The organism is Paenibacillus sp. FSL K6-2859 (assembly GCF_038008265.1).
In the GTDB taxonomy this organism is placed as follows: domain Bacteria; phylum Bacillota; class Bacilli; order Paenibacillales; family Paenibacillaceae; genus Paenibacillus_AQ; species Paenibacillus_AQ nitricinens.
The window spans coordinates 4,859,525-4,880,143 of record NZ_JBBOYU010000001.1 but is presented as its reverse complement, the minus strand read 5'-3'; the positions used below and the strand labels follow the sequence as shown (position 1 = coordinate 4,880,143).

The window sequence follows — 20,619 nt, the reverse complement described above, 5'->3', positions numbered from 1 at the left end:
AAACTTAAAGATTATGCTTACGAAGTGAGTTTTACTTCGTAAAACATAAGCGAATGCTTACGATGCAAGTTTTACTGCGAAGTATTTCTAAGAAGCGAAGCTTCGTAAAACTTTTAAGGAGTGAAAAGATGTCTGACAACCAAAAGTTGACTGACGTGATCATGCCGCAGCTGGCGGAATCGCTAGTATCGGCGACGATCGGCAAATGGCTGAAGAAACCGGGCGATCCGGTAGAGCAATACGAACCAATATGTGAGCTTATTACAGATAAGGTAAATGCTGAATTGCCTTCAACGATAGATGGAGTTATGGGTGAACTATTGGCGGAAGAAGGTCAGGTTGTCAATGTCGGCGAGGTCATTTGTCGTATTGCCGTGCCTGTGACTGCACCTGCTGCTGTAAACGTGACTAACACAAACACAGTTGCAGCTAATAATGCTGCGGGTCAAAATGCGAATTCAACTGCTAGCGATACGATGCGTGCACGCTACTCTCCTGCGGTGCAGACTTTGGCGGCTGAGCATAACATCGATCTGAATTTAGTTTTGGGTACTGGTATGGGCGGCCGAATTACCCGTAAGGATGTGCTGACCTTCATCGAAAGTGGCGGAGCTACATCTCCAGCTTCGATTTCTGCTAGTCAACCTGCACCAGCGGTGTCACAACCGCCTGCTCCTCAGTTCGTTCAAGCTGAAAAGAAGAAGACGGAAGAGCCTCTTCGCCAATCGGGTTTACATTTGAGTGAATCTCCGCGTATTCCAACAATTGAAGTCGAGGGTGGCCGAGGCAGCAGTTCGGAATACCTGATTGATGTAACACCAATTCGGAATACAATCGCTACAAGAATGCGCCAAAGTGTCTCGGAAATTCCGCATGCTTGGACAATGATTGAGGTAGATGTGACTAATCTGGTCGCACTGCGCAATAAACATAAGGATGAGTTCAAGCGCAAAGAAGGTATCAATCTAACCTATCTGGCTTTCATGATGAAGGCTGTTGTGAGTGCGATTAAGGATTACCCGATTATGAACTCTGTCTGGGCTGTAGACAAAATTATTGTCAAACGTGATATCAATATCTCGTTAGCGGTAGGTACTGAAGATTCGGTTATCACTCCTGTAATTAAGAAGGCTGATCAGAAAAATATTGCCGGGCTGGCACGTGAGATTGATGAATTGGCACAAAAAACCCGCGAAGGCAAACTCAGTCTGGAAGATTTGCAGGGAGGAACTTTCACTGTAAATAATACCGGCTCATTTGGCTCCATTCTTTCTTATCCAATCATTAACTATCCACAGGCAGCGATTTTAACGTTTGAATCGATTGTAAAAAGACCTGTGGTCATAAACGATATGATAGGTGTGCGATCAATGGCTAATATTTGTCTGTCGCTGGATCATCGGATTCTGGACGGAGTAATTTGCGGTCGTTTCTTGCAACGCGTTAAGGATAACATCGAAGGATATACCCCAGATACGAAACTTTACTAAAAAATAATAACGAGCCAAACTGTGCAGGCATGAGACTGAAAAAGGGGACCTGACGGTATGAATATTTCGGATAATCGTAAGCTGCAGATTTCATATGACCCTATTATGGAGTATGGGGAGGCATGGGATCTGCAAAAGGAAAGTGTGCACGCCATTGATGCTGGTGAGCAACCGGAACGATTGATTCTTTTGCAGCATCCGCCTACCTATACTATTGGTTCACAGAATCATCCCGAACATCTTCTTCTAGATGAAGAGCAGCTCAAAGAAAAAGGAATTGCGCTGTTTGAAATCGACCGGGGAGGAGATATTACATATCACGGACCGGGTCAGCTAGTAGGTTATCCGATCCTTATGCTCGGTGAAGAAGGTAAGGTTGATTTACGCGGGTACTTGCGCAGTCTGGAAGCAGTGATTATTGATTATTTGGCATCCTACGGAATTGTAGGGGAACGGAAGCCGGAGTATACAGGGGTATGGGTTGGCGACGAGAAAATCTGTGCCATTGGTGTCAAGTTTAACAAAAGCAAATTCCGAAGAGGGTTTGTAACTAGCCATGGTTTTGCCTTTAACATTTCTGAAGGGATATCTGGACACGGCTTTCAAGGAATTATTCCATGCGGTATCACTGAATTTGGAATAACCTCCCTAGAAGAATGTGCAGGTCGTCGTTTTGAACTTCAAGATGTGGCCAAAGAATTGGTTCCGTATTTTCTAAGACACTTTCCTTATGAAGAGCAGGATGAGTTCTTCGGCACTATGGTTTAAGGTTGAATAACGAACTAACAGGCAAGCCAAATAGCGGCAAGGGAGTCCCTAGCCGCTATTATCAATGTTCCTTGTGTAGATATTAACCTGCAAGGAAAGGCTCGATAACCATAAAGAGCGTAGAGGCAATCATGGCGAACAACATGACGTAGATGAAGATTTTGAACCATTTATTACGTTGCATGAGTAACTCCTTTAGATTTAGTTTAAGTTAATTGCATGAAGATGGTCTTTCTGTACAACCATTGTAACGTATTCACGAAAGAGAGGGAAGTCCAGTGATTTCACAAGACAGATTGATTCAAGAATTTATGGAGCTTGTCCAAGTTGATAGTGAAACAAGAAATGAACGGCAGATTGCCGATGTGCTCAAGAGCAAATTTAACGCTCTTGGCTTAGAAGTTACCGAAGATGATTCCCAGGAAAGAACTGGACATGGAGCGGGTAATCTGTTCATTACCTGGCCGGCTGTGAACGTTGGATCTGCACCAAAGCTTCTGTTCACTTGCCACATGGATACGGTTGTCCCTGGACAAAATATCAAGCCTACGCTCGGCGCGGATGGATGGATTACAAGTGACGGCACTACGATTCTTGGTGCAGACGACAAAGCGGGTCTAGCTGCACTGTTCGAAGCGATCAGAGTGATTCAAGAGCAAAAATTGCCACATGGTCAGATTCAGTTCGTAATTACTGCGGGTGAAGAATCTGGATTGCTGGGTGCACGCTCGATGGATCCGAGTCACTTGGATGCAGACTTCGGTTTCGCACTCGATTCTAATGGTGAAGTCGGAGCGATTGCAGTTGCGGCACCTACACAAGCTAAGATTACGATGCAAATCTTCGGTAAATCTGCTCATGCAGGTGTTAATCCAGAAGACGGCATCAGCGCGATTCAAGTAGCAAGCAAAGCAATCGCTGCCATGAAGCTTGGACGGATCGACAACGAAACGACTGCGAATATTGGTAAATTCGCTGGCGGCGGACCTACGAATGTGGTGTGCGATCACGTTCAATTGGATGCAGAAGCACGGAGTATCGTGCAGGAAAAGGTTGGCGATCAAATTGCTTCGATGCGTGAAGCACTGGAGACCACTGTCCGCGAATACGGTGCAGAATGCGAATTCCGCAGTGAAATTATTTATCCAGCTTTCAGCTTTAATGAAAATGATCCATTGGTACAGCTTGCACAACGGGCTATCACTTCTATGGGTCTTACACCGCGTCTGTTCCACTCTGGTGGTGGAAGTGACGCTAACGTGTTCAATGGCTTAGATGTTCCGACCATTAACTTAGCTGTAGGATACGAGCATATCCATACCACTAAGGAACGGATTAAAGCCGAAGATATCGTTAAAGTGGCTGAGCTTGTAGTGAGTATTGTTAAAGAAAGCGTAAAGGGATAACCGTCTTATAAAATAGCAGAGCAGTGATCCTACCGAAATGGAGGATTGCTGCTCTGCATTTTTTATGGGGAGTTTAATACAGCCAGATTTAGCCTTATGAAGAGGTGCGTATAGGATTTAAAACATAGCTCAAAAAAAAGACTGAGGTGCCCCAGCAGCCATTTCTTGGCTTTTGGGACACCCCTATATTCGGATGCACATGTATGATTAAATCCTAAAGGAAAGAATGAATTTACCCTGCTTTGGTTGGAATGAACTTGGATTGATCCTTTAGGGAGAGAATGTAGGAGAGAGGCATATCGGGCCCATACCGCTCTATCCACCTAGCTAAGATGGCTTTGATTTCCTCCGGTTTACCTACCATTGTAACTGCGGCTGAGCTTGTACGGCTGAAGATTTCGTTCATCTGAAATTCCTTCTTTCCCTTTAAGTTTGCTATAATACACCGTATGCACAATAGAGAAAAAGGAGACCAGAAACTTTATGGGAGAACAACATTTGCACACCAAACCCGAGCTTGATGAAGTGACATTGTCTACCCAGCCTGTTTTTGATGGGAAGATTATTTCTTTACAGGTGGACACAGTGAGACTGCCTGATGGAAATACTGCCACACGTGAAGTTGTGAAGCATCCCGGCGCCGTAGCGGTGCTTGCTTTAAACAACAACAAAATGCTTGTTGTAGAGCAATACCGTCAGCCTATGCAACGCACTGAAGTAGAAATTCCGGCAGGGAAGCTGGATAAAGGTGAAGATCCATTAGTTGCGGCTGGTCGTGAACTTCAGGAAGAGACTGGCTTTCACAGTGGAGATCTGAAATTGCTTAAATCCTTCTATACTTCTCCCGGCTTTGCCGATGAGATTATTCATTTGTATGTGACTACTAATGCAAAGCCAGGGGATATGTCCCTGGACGAGGACGAATTTCTAGAAGTTTCGGAGCTTACCCTGGAGGAAGCGTATCAATATATGGCTGACGGGCGCATCGCGGACGCGAAGACGATGATGGCAGTGTATGCTTGGCATCTATACACGCTGACTGGCCAATGGAATTAATAACTGAACTGAAGAGCTTCTATTGCGATTTGCATGTTCATATTGGACGAACGTCGGAAGGACAAGCGGTCAAAATCAGCGGCTCCCGCGAGCTTACCTTTGCAGGCATTGCCAAAGAGGCTGCAGAGCGCAAGGGACTGGAAATGATCGGTATTATTGATAGTCATTCACCAGGCGTTCTACGTGATATGGAGCGTTCCTTGGAATCTGGAGAGATGACGTTAGCTGAAGGTGGAGGGATTGCTTACCGAGGGACTACGATCATTCTGGGAACAGAGATTGAAATCCGCGAGCCTGGGCGAAAAGAGTGCCATGTGCTTGCCTACATGCCGGACTTGGAGCGCATGACCGATTTTAGTGCGTGGATGAGCCGCTATATGCGGAATGTGAATCTAAGTTCTCAGCGCCTGTATGCTCCGGCTAGGGAGCTTCAGGATGAGATTTATGGGCGGGGAGGCATTCTTATCCCTGCACATATTTTCACGCCTCACAAGGGCTTGTACGGCTGTGCAGCGGAGCGTATGGCAGACATCTTTGATCTGGATCGCATAGCAGCAGTTGAGCTAGGGCTGAGTGCAGATTCGGAAATGGCGGGTTATCTTTCTGAGCTGGATGACTTTACATTCCTAACGAACTCTGATGCGCATTCACTGGGCAAACTAGGCCGTGAGTATAATGTCATGGCGTTGGCACGACCTTCTTTTGCTGAACTACGACTCGCACTAGAACGTAAGGAAGGGCGGAAGGTAACTGCCAATTTCGGACTTAACCCCCGGCTTGGTAAATACCACCGAACCTACTGCGGAGGTTGTGGCAGTATTATTGACGAAGCTTATGTCACATCGGAACGCTGCCAGTATTGTGGCAGTCTTAAGCTGGTTAGAGGTGTATTCGACCGGATCTTAGATATTGCGGACCGCAAGACACCGATAGTACCTGCTGATCGTCCACCCTATCATTATCAGGTTCCGCTTGAATTTATCCCGGGGTTAGGGAAGGCGAAAATGAACGCGTTACTGCAAGCGTTTGGAACTGAGATGAACATTTTACATGGTTGTGGTGAAGCGGAAATTGCCAGCGTTATAGGTGCGGATTTGGCGTCGATGATCGTCCAAGCCCGCTCTGGAATTTTGGAGCTCTCGGCAGGCGGTGGAGGAACATACGGTAAAGTCGTACAACCTGGAAAGTAAAGTTACTGTCCTAAGGACAAGTCATATCGCGGGACGTTTTCTCATATGGTGTAACATGTAACCGGAAAGGGGAACGTCTCGATGCGTAATTTAAGGCTGATGATGAAGGAACAGACGCCTCTGTATATTTTTGTCGGCGTATTATTTCTGGTAGGTGTTGTATTTGGAGCTCTTATCGTTAGTGCGCTTACGATGGATCAGCAACAGGAGCTGGGGGATTATCTAGGGAATTTCTTTGTAACGGTTGATCAGCAGGGTCTATCTGCAGCACCTGATTCGTACTGGAGTATAGCGGCCTTAAACTTAAAATGGATTGGGCTGATCTGGATCCTAGGATTATCAGTCATTGGGTTGCCGGGAATCTTGATTCTTGATTTTTTAAAAGGGGTACTGATCGGCTTTACAGTCGGTTGTCTAGTCAGTCAATATTCTTGGCACGGGATGCTGTTCGCACTAGTCTCTGTGGCTCCGCACAATCTGGTACTGATCCCTGTGTTGTTAGTAAGTAGTGCAGCAGCGATCGCCTTTTCCTTGCAGATGATTCGTAGCCGAGTGTTAGGACAACGCCGGACGCCAATAACTCGGCCTTTTACGATGTACACGATATTGTCACTTGTGATGGCTCTGTTGATTCTGGGCATTTCTAGCTTTGAGACCTATGTTACGCCGATCATGATGCGCTGGGTTACACCTTCACTTGTACAAGCAGTGACTACCTTGGGCTTGCAGTAAAAGCGTTTGACTTCTCAAAGCGACACCCCCTATAATGGAAGAAGTGGTTTGAAGACCGGTGAGGTAATTTTCCAAGGGGGAGGGAGACAATGGAAGCTCGAATAGACAAAATTAAGCAACAGTTACAATCCCAAGGATACAAGCTTACACCCCAACGGGAAGCGACCTTAAGAGTGCTGCTGGAGAATGAGGAAGATCATCTTAGTGCAGAAGATGTTTTTATGCTCGTGAAAGAGAAAGCTCCCGAGATCGGTCTTGCGACTGTATATCGTACCCTGGAACTTCTTAGCGAGCTTCACGTCGTAGAAAAGATTAACTTCGGTGACGGTGTCGCCCGTTATGATCTGCGAACAGATACTGCGAAGCACCATCATCATCATTTAATTTGTGTGCAATGCGGTAGTATGGATGAGATTCGCGAGGATTGGCTAGGTCCGCTAGAAGAGCGATTGGAGAAAGAATTTAATTTCTCAGTGCTTGATCATAGACTTGATTTTCATGGGATATGCTATCGGTGTAGCGATAAGAATAATTCAAACGGAAATCCGTCCTAAGTCATCTTATAATGAAATTCACTTCATAAGCTCTCCCCGGTTTTTTTACCGGAGAGAGCTTTTTAAATGATTGGTCTATTGGAGGTATACATATCAGTCCGTTTTAGTGCATAAGGTGAAGGACGAGCAGATCTTACTGTATGTTAAAGGGAGGCGTCCTTATGATCGTTTCTGTGCCCAAAACCGTTCGAAAGCTGTATTTTATGATCATGTTTGTAGCTCTAAGCTATTTACTTTACAGTGCTATGAGCTGGCTTGGTGAATGGATCAGTCCGATAGAGAATTATGGAATTCCTGAAGGCACTGCTGTTCGGGCTTTTGATCATGCCGATCGTGGTGATGATGGTCTGGATACAAGACAGCGTTTGCGCTTCTATTACTGGTATGGAGAATGAAAGCTTCTTAGGAAGCAGGAACAAGCGAGAAGAATGTCGAAGAAAACAAGGTGGATTCATGCAGCGTATACTAAATGTACACATCTGCAGAGCCCTCATGCTGAATGTGCTGCAGGAAGTCACTATGAGTAGCTGCGCCAGGACAGGAGCGTGAAATAATGAAGTCACACTTGCAGCCGTTTTTACATTATTTGTCCGGAGATAAAGGCTTGTCCCCGAATACCCTGGAATCTTACGGTAGGGATGTATCGCAGTTTCTGGAGTTCGCTGAAGAGCGGGGGGCTAGTCAGCCTGATGAGATCCGAAGATCGCATGTGATATTATATCTTGGCTCATTACGCGGAGCTGGCCGAGCAACTGCAACGTTGAACAGGAACGCAGTGTCCCTCCGTGCTTTTTTTCATTACTTGCTGAAGGAACGTTTGATTGAGCAGGATCCAACACTGGACATGGAGACCATGAAGCCTGATAAGAAACCTCCTATGGTGCTTACCATTTCGGAAATAGAGCAATTATTGGCTGCGCCGGATGTAAGTACGCCACAAGGGATGCGCGATAAGGCTATGCTGGAATTACTCTATGCAACAGGTATTAAGGTCTCTGAATTAATTTCACTTAACGTGGATGATGTGCACACGGATATGAAATTTGCACGTTGTACAGGAACTTCTGGAAAGGAGCGGGTAGTTCCCATTGGCACCCTTGCAGCTGAGAGTGTATCGGCTTACACTTCACTTATGCGGGACAAGCTGCTTCGTGATCACCAGGAGGAACCAGCCATGTTCCTGAATAGTCTAGGCGGAAGATTAACCCGGCAAGGCTTTTGGAAAATCATAAAAAAATATGCGCGGGAAGCAAACATTGAGCAGGATATTACACCGCATACACTTAGGCATTCCTTCGCAGCCCATTTACTGGAAGGCGGAGCAGATTTGCGTTCCGTACAACAAATGCTGGGTCATGCCGATATTTCGACGACTCAGATTTATAACGGTATAGCCCGTAAGAATATGAAGGAAGTATATGAGAGCCACCATCCTAGAGCTCGATAATTCTGCAGTAAAGATGCTTTTTGTGAGTAAGATGGTTATGATGGAATCATACTGAAAGGATAGACTGGGGAATGATCCGCAGGTTATCTTTTAGCAGAAACGGATACCTGATAAGCGGTACATTGTATCGCTAGCTTCGGAAGCGTATGTCTTCTGGAAGACGGTACAGCCGTTTCTTCTTGTTGGTACGAAAGAATATCTATACTAAAAAAGGAGTGAAGACAACAATGTCCTCATTTAAACGAATTGGTTTTATTGTTCTAGATAGTGTTGGTATCGGTGAAGCACCAGATGCTGCGAATTTCGGTGATGCTGGGTCGCACACGCTTGGTCATATATTGGATCGTGTTCCTGGTTTGAAGCTTCCTAATCTACAGAAGCTCGGGTTAGCTAATATTGCTCCGTTGCCACCACTAGAGCCTGTAGCTTCACCAACAGGGTACTACGGAAAAATGCAGGAAGTATCTGTAGGCAAGGATACGATGACCGGACACTGGGAGCTAATGGGGCTGAAGATTGAGGTTCCTTTCAATACGTATCCTGATGGTTTTCCAGCAGAGTTGATTGAGAAGTTCGAAGCGGCAACTGGTCGTAAGGTAATCGGTAATAAACCAGCTTCCGGTACGGAGATTCTTGTTGAATACGGTGAAGAGCAAATGAAAACCGGTGTTTGGATTGTCTATACCTCTGCGGACAGCGTGTTCCAGCTTGCTGCACATGAAGATATTATTCCGCTTGAAGAACTATACAGTGCTTGTAAAATAGCCCGTGAGCTGACAATGGCTCCAGAATTCTCGGTGGGTCGCGTAATTGCTCGTCCGTATGTTGGAGAACCAGGGAACTTCGTTCGGACACCAAACCGGCATGACTATGCGGTGAAGCCGCCGGAACCAACGGTAATGAACGCGCTGGCTGATATTGGTAAGGATGTTATAGCGGTTGGTAAGATCAACGATATCTTTACAGGAGAAGGGGTTACAGCTTCTTATCCAACGAAGAGCAATGAACATGGAATCGAAGTTACTATTGAGCAGCTTCGTCAACCGTTTGACGGTTTTCTGTTTACGAATCTGGTGGATTTTGATTCTTTATATGGACATCGTCGGGATCCAGAAGGTTATGGCCGTGCACTGGAAGTATTCGATCAGGCGTTGCCTGAGATTCTATCCACGCTTGGTGAAGATGATCTGTTGATTATTTCTGCAGACCATGGTAACGATCCGATCCATAGTGGAACTGATCATACCCGTGAATACGTGCCGCTCTTAATCTATAGCCCACGGTTTAAACATCCGGAAAGTTTGGGCATTCGTGAAACCTTCTCTGATGTAGCTGCAACCATTGCTGATAACTTTGGTGCAAAGGCGCCGCAGTATGGGACAAGCTTTTTAGCGAAACTGCAATAAAAGGGTTGCGGGTTGCTCCGCAACATCAATGAAGGAGGATCATCCATGAGCGCGTTAACACAAAAAGAAATTCAAGAAGCAGCCATTTATATAAAAGACAAATGTCCGGTGGCTCGGAAATTGGATTGATCCTTGGTTCAGGTCTCGGTGTGCTAGCAGACCTTATTACTGATGGAGTAAGCATTCCATATGATGAGATTCCTCACTTTCCGGTATCTACTGTAGAGGGACATGAAGGCGAACTATTAATTGGTATGATCGAAGGCCGCCGAGTTGTGATGATGAAGGGCCGCTTTCATATGTATGAGGGGTATGGGCCAGAGGTAACGGCATTCCCAGTCCGGGTTATGAAAGAGCTTGGTATAGCCAGTTTACTAGTGACGAATGCAGCTGGTGGAGTGAACACTGATTTCACACCGGGTGATCTTATGCTTCTTACGGATCATCTTAATATGACTGGACGGAATCCTTTAATAGGACCTAATGATCCTGCACTTGGTGTGCGCTTCCCAGATATGTCGACCGCCTACAGTCGCCGCCTGATCCAGGTAGCGAAGGAAACGGCAGCTCAGCAGAATTTCGAGTTCAAAGAAGGCGTATATGCAGGTCTATTGGGCCCTTGCTACGAAACGCCTGCTGAAATCGTAATGCTTCGTACGCTAGGCGCCGATGCTGTGGGCATGTCTACTGTATCGGAGACCATTGTTGCTCGTCATGCAGGTATTGAGGTATTGGGCATCTCCTGTATTACTAACATGGCCGCGGGAATCCTGGATCAACCACTCAATCATGAAGAGGTGATGGAAACTGCAGAACGTGTGCGTGAACGTTTCTTGAAACTGGTCTTAGGCTTTATTCCGAAAATGTAATTTGGGATACTTCATATTGAATTACTGGAGGTCATATCTATGATTCAAGAAATTATGATTGAGCCAATGACGCATGAACAGGTTGTAAAAGTACTTAATTTGACGAAACCAAAATATATCGGATTTGCTCGCGCAAATGTCCGTGAAGAGCAGGTGTAAGATGAGAGCTGTCGATATTATTCAGAAAAAAAGAGACGGTGGAGAGCTTAGTCGTGAGGAAATATCCTTCCTAATTCAGGGTTACAGTAAAGGTGAAGTTCCTGATTATCAGCTTTCTGCTTGGGCCATGGCGGTTTATTTCCAAGGTATGAACGCACGGGAGACCGGTGATCTAACGATGGAAATGGCGATGTCCGGTGATCAAGTGGATTTGAGCCCAATCGCAGGCATTAAGGTGGATAAGCACTCCACAGGTGGAGTGGGAGATAAAACAACCGTGGTGCTTGCACCGTTGGTAGCCTCTGCTGGAGTACCCGTAGCGAAGATGTCCGGCCGCGGACTTGGGCATACAGGAGGTACACTTGATAAGCTGGAGTCGATCACTGGTTTTTCTGTAGAGATGGATCGCGAGCGATTCTTCGATCAAGTAGGGGAGATCGGAGCTGCCGTGATCGGCCAGTCGGGCAACATTACACCCGCTGACAAAAAGCTGTATGCCCTTCGGGATGTAACAGCAACTGTTGAATCCATCCCTCTTATTGCAAGCTCAGTGATGAGCAAGAAGATTGCAGCGGGTGCAGACGCCATTGTACTGGATGTCAAAACCGGCAGCGGTGCTTTTATGAAGACGCTTGATGATTCTATTGCGCTTGCCCAGGCTATGGTGGATATCGGCACCCATTTGGGTCGTAATACCGTTGCGATCATCAGTGATATGGATCAGCCACTGGGTTACGGGATCGGAAATGCGCTGGAAATTAAGGAAGGAATCGAGACCTTGAAGGGTCATGGTCCTAAAGACTTGCAGGAAGTATGCCTTATTCTGGGCAGCCAGATGCTTGTTCTTGGCGGTAAAGCCAAGGATGAAGCGGAGGCTCGTTCGATTCTGATGACACATATTGAAGATGGCACAGCGCTGGAGAAATTCAAACAGATCGTGAGTGCGCAAGGCGGAGATGTTTCGCAAATCGATGATCCGGAGAAACTCCCTGCTGCTAAACGATTCATTGAAGTGAAAGCGAAGACTAAGGGTTACATTGAGGGGATTCAAGCAGAAGAAATCGGCATTGCTGCTATGTTGCTTGGTGCAGGACGTGAAACCAAGGAATCTGTAATAGATTTGGCTGTAGGTATTCAACTCTCTAAAAAAGTTGGAGATGCTGTAGAGATTGGGGATACACTTGCAGTATTGCATATCAATGATGCCAGTGATAAGAAAGTAGAGGAAGCTGAGGGCAAGGTATTAGAAGCTTACCGCATTACTTCTGAATCGGTTCCACCATTACCACTGGTATTCGCGCTTGTTACGAAGGATGGGGTAACACGGTACTAGCCAAGGAAATATAATTATTGTCATGACAAAGACCTGAAATAGACAGTAAAACAGCGAGCCTCCCGTAATAGGAGGCTCGCTGTTTTATGTTTTTGACGGAGCAGCTACAAAATGCTTATCGATAAGATTGAAAATCTGAGAAGCCCCGCTGCTTGTATTACATAATACGACCACAGTCTCTCCACTAGCCGGATAGATAGCCGATCGGAAGGAAACGCCGGGATCGTAGCCCATAATGTGAAACTTGAACACTTTTTCTTCTCGGAGGGTGATCCATACACCATAACCATAATAGCCTTCACCATCCACATGTATGTGGGGAGTAAGCAACAATGAAGTGAGTACTGGACTCAAAAGGGTATGGTTCATTAGCGCGTTCCAAAATAACTGCATGTCGGGAGCGGTAACGAAAGCTCCACCGTCAGCGCCTCCTTTTACCGGGATTGAATAGATGTTGCTTCTCCAGCTACCGTTCTCTTCCTCTATGTATCCTAGTGCACAGTTGGCTGGTAAGGCATCTGACGTAAAGTAACCGGATTGCTCCATTCCGCAAGGCTTAAAGATGTGAAGCTCCACATAATCGGAAAAGGACATTCCACTTAAATCCTCCACCAGAAGACCTAGCACGATATATCCGGCATTGTTGTAGTGGAATCGTTCACCAGGGGTCCACATCATGGGGAGGTTTCGAAACATCGGTACAAAGTCTTCCAGCTGCCGTAAAGTATACATAGGTTGTGTCTTCCACAATTCTTCGAAGTCATCCATGATTGTTTCATCAAAATAATCTGGAATCCCAGAGCTATGCGTAAGCAACTGATGTATGGTGATTTCAGAACTAAAGAGAGGGAACTCTACCTTTTTCAGATAGTCTGATAATCTGCTTTCGAAAGAAATCAATCCCCTTTCGACCAGTTGAGAGACGGCAATTGCTGTGAATATTTTACACCCGGAAGCGATCCCGAACCGAGTATGAATATTGTTTTCGCGCTTATCCGACTTATTGGCATAACCGTGACAGCTGCTGGCGATTTCTTTATCATATTGTTTTGCTAGTACTACGCCTGAGAAATCGTTCTGTTTTGCTTCTGTTTCAATATAAGTTTCAAGTGGGTTCATTCGTATTTCTCCTTTGTAAGACAGTTATAGGTTCATAGATAGCATTCGTGAAAGCCTACGATTTACCTTTAAAAGTCCTAAAATGAGAACGAAAAAAATGGGAATACTTTAAATTTGAAATATTATTTAATCTCCCCTATAATAAAAATGCTCTGCAACTGCTGCTGGGCTTTTTTTAATTGATGACATCCTTCCTTCTTGAGATAAATAATTGTGGTTATTTCCTTAAAAATGGAATAATTTCCACCCTTTCTGACGAAACTGGAACACAGTACCTGTGATATGAAGGTTAACGTTCAGGAGGGGAACCATTGTGAGAAAAATGCGTTTTGCTGTGCTTGTGGTCTGTATCGCTGTATCGGTTCTAGGACCTATGTCAGGCGCTTATGCAGAAGAAAAAACCAAGGACTCTGGCAGTAATGCTGCCGCTGTAGACCTCGCACCGGGAGCACGTTCTGCTATTTTGATGGACGCTGGTACCGGAACCGTTATTTATGAGAAGAACAGCCATGATAAGCTGCCTCCCGCAAGTATTACGAAGATTATGACGATGTTACTGACGGTGGAAGCGCTGGATGAAGGAAGGCTGCAGCTGACTGATAAGGTGAGAACAAGTGAATATGCGGCTTCTATGGGCGGATCACAGATTTTTCTGGAGCCTGGTGAAGAAATGTCGGTAGACGATATGCTCAAAGGTATCGCTATGGCTTCTGGTAATGATGCTTCTGTGGCGATGGCGGAGAAAATAGCTGGTTCAGAGAGTGCTTTTGTCGATCTGATGAATAAACGTGCAGAGGAGCTGGGTCTAAAAGATACCCATTTTGCCAACTGCAACGGTCTTCCAGCCGCCAATCACTATTCCTCAGCTTACGATATTGCGGTCATCAGTCGTGAGCTTTTGAAGCATGATCAAATTATAAAATATACCGGTTCCTATCAGGATTACTTACGTAAGGATTCAACCAAACCGTTCTGGTTGGTGAACACGAACAAGCTGGTGCGTTTCTACACTGGTGCTGATGGTTTGAAGACAGGTTATACTGCAGAGGCAAAATTTTGTTTGTCTGCTACAGCAGCAAGAGATGGTCTACGTGCTGTCGCTGTTGTACTAGGCGAGCCGAACACAAAGACGCGCAATAGTGAAGTCTCAGGCATGTTCGATTACCTGTTCTCGCAATATAAAGTACACACGATCCACAAAGAAGGGGATGCGATCGGCACCCTAAAGATTGAAAAGGGCGTAAAATCCGAGTTACCGATAACAGCCAAAGAGACGTACAGTGTTCTTTTGAAAAAAGGTGTGACTCAAGAAGGCATCCGCCACGAACTAGTATTACCGGAAAGCGTGAAGGCTCCAGTAGCTGAAGGTCAATCTGTGGGTAAGCTGGTGGTCTACCAAGGAACCCAAGTGATTAAGGAATATGATTTAAAAGCAGGGGAAGCTGTGGCGAAAGCGGGCTGGTGGAAGCTCTTTAAGCGCACAACAGGCTCGATGTTCGGCGTAGATTAAAAACAGTTTTTTTGTAGATTACCCCCATGTACTCTGTAGATTCATAGGGGTTTTCTTCTAGTTTTGTCGTGAGGCAGGATTCCTGATTTGCCGCGTAGAAAACCTTGTCCTTGAAGGGAATAGGTACTGTCTTTCAAGGTCAGTTTTCAAAGCAACGAAGAGGAGAGTGGCAAGCATGAATTCTCATGTGGAGATGGAGCATCACAGGGGTGTGTTGATTGTCCGTTTATCAGGGGAGTTGGATCATCACGCAGCCGATTTTGTAAGAATGGATATGGATGAAGCGATTATGCGTGGTCAGGTATCGCATTTAGTTCTTAGTCTTAAGCAACTGCAGTTTATGGACAGTTCAGGCCTAGGCGTAATTCTGGGAAGGTATAAACTGATCCACAGTAAAGGTGGAAAAATGGTTGTGTGTGATGCAACGGCACCTGTGAAGCGGCTGTTGGAAATGTCTGGCCTGTTCAAAATCATGCCCCTATATGACGACGAGAGTACTGCACTCTCGGATTTGGAGGTTGCGTTATGACAAATAGTAAGGCTGGTAACTTCATGAACGTGCAGTTCGCTGCACGCTCGGAGAACGAATCGTTCGCGCGTGTAGTCGTAGCGGCGTTCGTTTCCCGGCTTGATCCTACGATGGACGAGCTGAATGATCTGAAGACAGTCGTGTCGGAAGCGGTCACCAATTGTATTATTCATGGGTATGATAGTGATCCGGAAGGTATTGTGACCATTTCGGCATCGTTGGACAACGAAACGGTACATCTAACCATTGAGGATCAAGGACGTGGCATTGAGGATTTGGAGCTGGCGCAACAGCCGCTGTATACCTCTAAGCCAGAGCTGGAGCGGTCGGGCATGGGCTTTACTATTATGGAGAATTTCATGGATGAATTTGAAGTCACTAGTGAACCGGGACACGGTACTTCTATCTCAATGAAGAAAACCATCGTCTCGAAAAAAGCTTTATACAATTAGGGGTTGGAGCCATGGATGCAGAGTCAAAAAAAGCTCCGCCGACCTATTTGGACGATGCGGAGGTCAAACGTCTTATCGCGCTCAGTCAGGCCGGAGATAGTCTTGCCCGCGACACGCTTGTAAGCTGTAATATCCGACTGGTCTGGTCGGTGGTGCAGCGGTTTATGAACCGCGGGTATGAGCCTGACGATTTGTTCCAGATCGGTTGCATTGGACTCCTGAAGTCCGTTGATAAATTTGACCTCAGCTATGAGGTCAAGTTCTCCACTTATGCCGTGCCGATGATTATCGGTGAGATTCAGCGTTTCCTTCGTGACGATGGCACCTTGAAGGTCAGTCGCTCCCTTAAGGAAATGGCTAATAAAGTTCGTAAGATGAAGGACGAAATGTCTAAAACGCTTGATCGTCTGCCTACGATTGGTGAAGTTGCGGAAGCGCTAGGGGTTACACCCGAAGAAGTGGTATTCGCCCAAGAAGCCAATAAGCCACCGACTTCTATCCATGAAACGGTGTTCGAGAATGATGGAGATCCAATCACGCTGATTGATCAAATCGCTGACGAATCACAGGAGCGTTGGTTCGATAAGCTGGCATTAAATGAAGCTATCGGAGGCCTCAGTGAACGTGAACGTCTGATCGTCTATCTTCGCTACTATCGTGATCAAACGCAGTCGGAGGTGGCCAGTCGTCTAGGGATCTCTCAAGTGCAGGTATCCCGGCTGGAGAAGAAAATATTGCAGAATATCCGTGAGCAGATTGCTCAATAGTAGGATAAAGTTATTCATGTAATGACGCTTGTAAATTAGCGAATTAGAACAAAAAGCCGCCCCGAAAAGGGGGGGCTTTTTATGTGGAGGTGATCTCAATATGGATTCACTCGGTGACGAGAATGTGATCACATGGTCTTTGGATATGGAAGAAAATCTGCTGACGATGTCGAATATTTTAGAGGAATGGGTTGGTTGCACAAGTAAGACTAAACCGCACAACCCTAATTTTTTGCGGGAACTTGTGAATGTAGCGGATCTTGATCGATATGATGCCTACATGGAAAGATTAAATGCTGGTCATATCAGTTGTCTTGAGTATCGGATGCAACTACCTGCTAAAGGACTGAAGTGGGTTCAAAGTATTGGCACGCCAATCCTGAATAAGGAGAGCAAGGTTTGCCGAATAGATGGAATTATGCTGGACATTACTGAACAAAAAACGGCGCAAATTCAATTAGAAAGCACCTTTTCTTTGTATCAACAGATGTTCTCTAACCTTGACGTGGCGATTTGGTCTTTTGATTATGTTGCAAAGAAAGTATTGTTTGTATCGGATGCGGTTCACAATATCACTGGTTATTCCGTTGAACAGGCGAAAGAGGATGATTTTTGGTTCCGTATTGCGCATAAAGAAGAAACCCCCCTGATTCAAGAGATAATATCATCGGTTGGTCAAGGGATTCCACAACTTAGTGAATATCGGATTATCCACGCAAGTGGCGAGCCTCGATGGCTACAGGTCAGAATCATACCCAGTCTAGATGAATCCCAAGCGGTTGTTCGGCTAGACGGGATCTTGGCAGATATCACTGAAAGAAAGTTAATGAAGGAGGCATTACTCAAAAGTGAACTGCGCTATAAATCCTTATTTGACTATAACTCAGACGTCGTATGCGAGGTGAATCTGCAAGGTAATATTTTGGCAATCAATTCCGCAGCAGAGCAAATTACTGGAGAAGCTTTAAATATGGTCGGAGAGAACTTGTCCATCATGAATCTATTTGGAGTAGAAAATATACTGAGGATGTCGGATTTTTTTGAAAGAACAGTACGGGGATCTGCTCAGCACTATGTTGTTGCCTCTTCGCGTAAGGATGGAACAGTGAGCCACTGGACTATGAAAAATATCCCTATTTATGTGAATAGTCGTATTGTGGGTGCTTTTGTGGTCGCTAAAGATATAACATCAACAGTAGAAGTAGAACATAAGCTGGCACAGCGTGAAGCAGAGTACAGACTTATTATTAATAACATGAAGGATATGATGGGGGTACTGGATCAGAAAGGAAATTTCATTGTAGCCTCGCCTTCCTGCGAAACCCTAATCGGTATTCCTGTAGGGCTAATCAAAGACACTACCATACTTAAGTATATCGATCCAGATGAGCAAGAAAGCTTGCGTGAACAGATATCAAATATTTTTCGGACAAAAGCAAGCAAGATGTTTTACAATCGTTTTATTCACTCAAAAGGTTATATCTTAAATTTAGAATGTCTTGCTACTCCCGTTCTAGGTGAGGATGGAGAAGTAATGAGCATTGTAATTGTAGCAAGAGACATCACTAAGAGAGTCCGGATGGAAAGAGAATTAAGGGAAAGCGAGGAGCTCAATCAGCAGTTGATAAAGATGTCGCCCGAAGCGGTCGTTCTCCATAGCGATTATAAGTTTGTTTATGTGAATTTCTCCTGTCTTGGTTTATTTGGCGTTTGCGATGAGAGTCAATTGATTGGTAAAAATATTTTCAATTGGGCACATCCGGAGTATCTGTCGCTGACGAAAGAACGCATGCATGAAATCTATAAAGAACCTTATAAAATCTTATTTCCTGTTGAACAAAAGGTCGTACGTTCGGATGGAATGATCATCGATGTGGAGGTGACAGCTAGCTCCATTTTGTACAAAGGAAAAGTCGCATGTATCTCTGTATTTAGGGATATTAGTGATCGGAAAAAAGCAGATGAGGACAGAGAACATACAGAGAAGATTATTCGTGAGAGTGAGGAACGGTATTTTCGCTTGCAAATGAGTCTGGATCAGTTCTCCCAAGATCTTTTTGGTGTGATGAAGATTAGCCATATGGAACAGCGGTTGCTTAGAGAAGTCAGAGATACCCTGCAGATAACAAATATTGATTTTATTGCAGTTGAATCTAATTATGATAAATTATGTGAAATTATCGAGACGGAGCAAGGGTATTCACTCAAGATCGGGGAGTCCCGCGGAAAAAGCTACTTGCTATCGATTAACGAGAAGACGCTTTTACTAGAAATAAGCTCTATTCGAGTATGGCTTGAGACGATTACCCGTTATGTCAGTGTTCTTTTTGATCATTTTTTGCTTATCGAAGATTTAACGAAGGATCTTGAGCTCGCAGCTTCCAAGCAAGTGGCTCCTACATGGCTGCTCCGATTTATGTTTAATTTATCCGAGAATGAGCGAAAAAGACTTGCTCAGGATTTACACGACTCAGCGCTTCAAGAACAGATTATCTGGTATCGTAAGTTGGATCTACTGTTAGGTGAAAAGTCCATCAATGGGGATCTTAGGGAACTGCTAGAACAGATTGCAGAAGGGTTACTAGATGTTATTTATCAACTGCGGATTATTTGTAACGAGCTCAGACCTCCTGCATTAATCAATGAAGGTCTTATCTCCTCGCTGGAGACGTTGTTTGAATTTACGCAGCTACGTACCAACTATCAGATTTATTTCGAGTCTGAAGGATTCACACATAAGTTAGATGATGAAGTGCTTATAGGCCTGTACCGTATTGTGCAAGAACTTTTGGCTAATGCAGCAAAGCATTCTTTTGCGACAGAAGTACGCATCACCTTAGCTAGTGAAGACAATCATATTCATTTGGATTATATAGATAACGGAATCGGAATGAATTTATTTGGTGAGGATTCACTTACAAGTATGGGGATTTATGGGATGAAGGAAAGAGTTCGAAGTATGGATGGGACAATAGTATTTCACTCGCCAGATAAAAAGGGATTAGCGGTCAATATATCTATACCTGCAGATTAATCATGCGGCATAACAATTGGATAGAGGGGTAGTCATAGGCATGATTCAAATTTTGTTAGTGGATGATCATCCATCTGTTATGGAAGGGACTAGAATGATATTAGAGCAAGAGGGAGACATGAAGGTTACTCTAGCTAATTCAGCGAATGAAGTGCTTGAAATGGTGAGTAGTCATTCCTTTGACGTAATGTTATTTGATCTTCATATCGCGGATGTGAATGGGATTGATTTGGCGAAGCAAGTATTAATAATGAACGCGGATGCGACTATCTTAATCTACACCGGATATGAATTTACTAACAAATTTAACCTGATGATCGAATCGGGGATCTTTGGGTTTATTTCAAAAACAACCAATAGAGAGCAGTTGATTACAGCGGTACGATGTGCATTAAGAGGGGAAGTCATTCTACCGCGGACCTTAGTAAAGCAGTTAAGAAAAGTACCTCCTAAAGGTTTAGAGATCAATGATGAACAAGCAACCTCCATGATTAGCAAAAGAGAACATGAAATGCTGACGGAAATTGCAAAAGGAAAAAGTAATAAGGAAATAGCGGAGATTGTGCTTATGAGTCAGCGGTCACTAGAATATAGTTTAACGAATTTGTTCCAAAAGCTAAATGTGAAATCTAGAATTGAAGCGGCTATAAAGGCTAAACGGCTCGGAATATTGAAGGAATCAGATTTTACTAATTCATTGTGAAAATACGTAACAACCCTATAGATTGAAATCCCGATCACTAGATAGTGAGGCGGGATTTTTTGTTTTGCGCTTCATTGCGGAGGTGCGCAATAATT

At 44.8% G+C, this 20,619-nt stretch carries 20 protein-coding genes and 1 pseudogene; 18 read left to right on the top strand and 3 right to left on the bottom strand.

The features are described 5' to 3' along the window. The first annotated feature begins 128 nt into the window (after positions 1-128). Positions 129-1,490 carry a dihydrolipoamide acetyltransferase family protein gene (locus MHB64_RS21880; RefSeq protein ID WP_094872109.1) on the top strand — a complete coding sequence of 454 codons (1,362 nt, stop codon included), beginning with the start codon at positions 129-131 and terminating at the stop codon, positions 1,488-1,490. A 57-nt stretch (positions 1,491-1,547) separates the two neighbouring features. Next, complete coding sequence (gene lipB, locus MHB64_RS21875) at positions 1,548-2,258, top strand: lipoyl(octanoyl) transferase LipB (protein WP_094872111.1); 711 nt, start codon at positions 1,548-1,550, stop codon at positions 2,256-2,258. An 82-nt stretch (positions 2,259-2,340) separates the two neighbouring features. Here lipB and prli42 read toward each other — a convergent pair whose 3' ends face one another. After that, positions 2,341-2,442 (bottom strand): stressosome-associated protein Prli42, encoded by a 102-nt coding sequence (gene prli42, locus MHB64_RS21870; RefSeq protein WP_094872112.1) that lies wholly within the window; start codon positions 2,440-2,442, stop codon positions 2,341-2,343. Between the two features lie 94 nt (positions 2,443-2,536). Here prli42 and MHB64_RS21865 point away from each other — a divergent pair, with 94 nt between their 5' ends. Further along, positions 2,537-3,664 (top strand): tripeptidase T, encoded by a 1,128-nt coding sequence (locus MHB64_RS21865; RefSeq protein WP_094872114.1) that lies wholly within the window; start codon positions 2,537-2,539, stop codon positions 3,662-3,664. Positions 3,665-3,896: 232 nt separating this feature from the next. Here MHB64_RS21865 and MHB64_RS21860 read toward each other — a convergent pair whose 3' ends face one another. Further along, a complete protein-coding gene (locus tag MHB64_RS21860) occupies positions 3,897-4,070 on the bottom strand; it encodes a hypothetical protein (RefSeq protein WP_179281665.1) in 174 nt (57 codons plus the stop codon). 77 nt (positions 4,071-4,147) lie between these two features. Between MHB64_RS21860 and MHB64_RS21855 the strand changes: the two genes are divergently transcribed. The 9 genes and pseudogenes from MHB64_RS21855 (at position 4,148) to MHB64_RS21815 (ending at position 12,410) form a co-directional block, all read left to right on the top strand. Continuing rightward, the gene (locus MHB64_RS21855; protein ID WP_341135360.1) at positions 4,148-4,720 is read left to right on the top strand and encodes an NUDIX hydrolase; all 573 of its coding nucleotides are present in this window, start codon (positions 4,148-4,150) and stop codon (positions 4,718-4,720) included. Next, positions 4,711-5,910, top strand: a complete 1,200-nt coding sequence (locus MHB64_RS21850; protein WP_280786812.1) for an endonuclease Q family protein — start codon at positions 4,711-4,713, stop codon at positions 5,908-5,910. Before MHB64_RS21855 ends, MHB64_RS21850 begins: the two co-directional genes overlap by 10 nt. Positions 5,911-5,991: 81 nt before the next feature. Then, positions 5,992-6,642 (top strand): stage II sporulation protein M, encoded by a 651-nt coding sequence (gene spoIIM, locus MHB64_RS21845; protein ID WP_094872118.1) that lies wholly within the window; start codon positions 5,992-5,994, stop codon positions 6,640-6,642. Between the two features lie 89 nt (positions 6,643-6,731). Continuing rightward, positions 6,732-7,196 carry a ferric iron uptake transcriptional regulator gene (gene fur, locus MHB64_RS21840; protein ID WP_094872120.1) on the top strand — a complete coding sequence of 155 codons (465 nt, stop codon included), beginning with the start codon at positions 6,732-6,734 and terminating at the stop codon, positions 7,194-7,196. 161 nt (positions 7,197-7,357) lie between these two features. Beyond that, positions 7,358-7,591 carry a DUF4227 family protein gene (locus MHB64_RS21835; protein ID WP_042129742.1) on the top strand — a complete coding sequence of 78 codons (234 nt, stop codon included), beginning with the start codon at positions 7,358-7,360 and terminating at the stop codon, positions 7,589-7,591. A gap of 158 nt (positions 7,592-7,749) precedes the next feature. Continuing rightward, the gene (xerD, locus tag MHB64_RS21830) at positions 7,750-8,643 is read left to right on the top strand and encodes a site-specific tyrosine recombinase XerD (protein WP_094872123.1); all 894 of its coding nucleotides are present in this window, start codon (positions 7,750-7,752) and stop codon (positions 8,641-8,643) included. A 227-nt stretch (positions 8,644-8,870) separates the two neighbouring features. Next, positions 8,871-10,049: a phosphopentomutase gene (gene deoB / locus MHB64_RS21825; protein WP_341135359.1), complete on the top strand. Its 1,179-nt coding sequence runs from the start codon at positions 8,871-8,873 to the stop codon at positions 10,047-10,049. A 45-nt stretch (positions 10,050-10,094) separates the two neighbouring features. Next, positions 10,095-10,918 (top strand): annotated as a pseudogene (locus tag MHB64_RS21820) (purine-nucleoside phosphorylase). Positions 10,919-11,078: 160 nt separating this feature from the next. After that, positions 11,079-12,410, top strand: a complete 1,332-nt coding sequence (locus MHB64_RS21815) for a pyrimidine-nucleoside phosphorylase (protein ID WP_094872127.1) — start codon at positions 11,079-11,081, stop codon at positions 12,408-12,410. Between the two features lie 84 nt (positions 12,411-12,494). Here the strand turns inward: MHB64_RS21815 and MHB64_RS21810 are convergent, their stop codons facing one another. After that, a complete protein-coding gene (locus MHB64_RS21810) occupies positions 12,495-13,529 on the bottom strand; it encodes a serine hydrolase domain-containing protein (protein WP_094872128.1) in 1,035 nt (344 codons plus the stop codon). Positions 13,530-13,902: 373 nt separating this feature from the next. Here MHB64_RS21810 and MHB64_RS21805 point away from each other — a divergent pair, with 373 nt between their 5' ends. The 6 genes from MHB64_RS21805 to MHB64_RS21780 all read left to right on the top strand — a co-directional run bounded on the left by MHB64_RS21805 (position 13,903) and on the right by MHB64_RS21780 (position 20,524). Beyond that, entirely contained in the window at positions 13,903-15,039 is a 1,137-nt protein-coding gene (locus MHB64_RS21805) for a D-alanyl-D-alanine carboxypeptidase family protein (RefSeq protein ID WP_256989916.1), read from the top strand. Positions 15,040-15,214: 175 nt separating this feature from the next. Next, positions 15,215-15,568 (top strand): anti-sigma F factor antagonist, encoded by a 354-nt coding sequence (gene spoIIAA / locus MHB64_RS21800; protein ID WP_094872130.1) that lies wholly within the window; start codon positions 15,215-15,217, stop codon positions 15,566-15,568. After that, positions 15,565-16,020 carry an anti-sigma F factor gene (gene spoIIAB, locus MHB64_RS21795; RefSeq protein ID WP_042129726.1) on the top strand — a complete coding sequence of 152 codons (456 nt, stop codon included), beginning with the start codon at positions 15,565-15,567 and terminating at the stop codon, positions 16,018-16,020. The genes spoIIAA and spoIIAB overlap by 4 nt, the downstream gene beginning before the upstream one ends. A gap of 11 nt (positions 16,021-16,031) precedes the next feature. Beyond that, entirely contained in the window at positions 16,032-16,787 is a 756-nt protein-coding gene (gene sigF, locus MHB64_RS21790) for an RNA polymerase sporulation sigma factor SigF (protein WP_042129724.1), read from the top strand. Positions 16,788-16,887: 100 nt separating this feature from the next. After that, entirely contained in the window at positions 16,888-19,821 is a 2,934-nt protein-coding gene (locus tag MHB64_RS21785) for a PAS domain S-box protein (RefSeq protein ID WP_341135357.1), read from the top strand. A 40-nt stretch (positions 19,822-19,861) separates the two neighbouring features. Further along, positions 19,862-20,524: a response regulator transcription factor gene (locus tag MHB64_RS21780; RefSeq protein ID WP_094872133.1), complete on the top strand. Its 663-nt coding sequence runs from the start codon at positions 19,862-19,864 to the stop codon at positions 20,522-20,524. Positions 20,525-20,619: the final 95 nt, after the last annotated feature.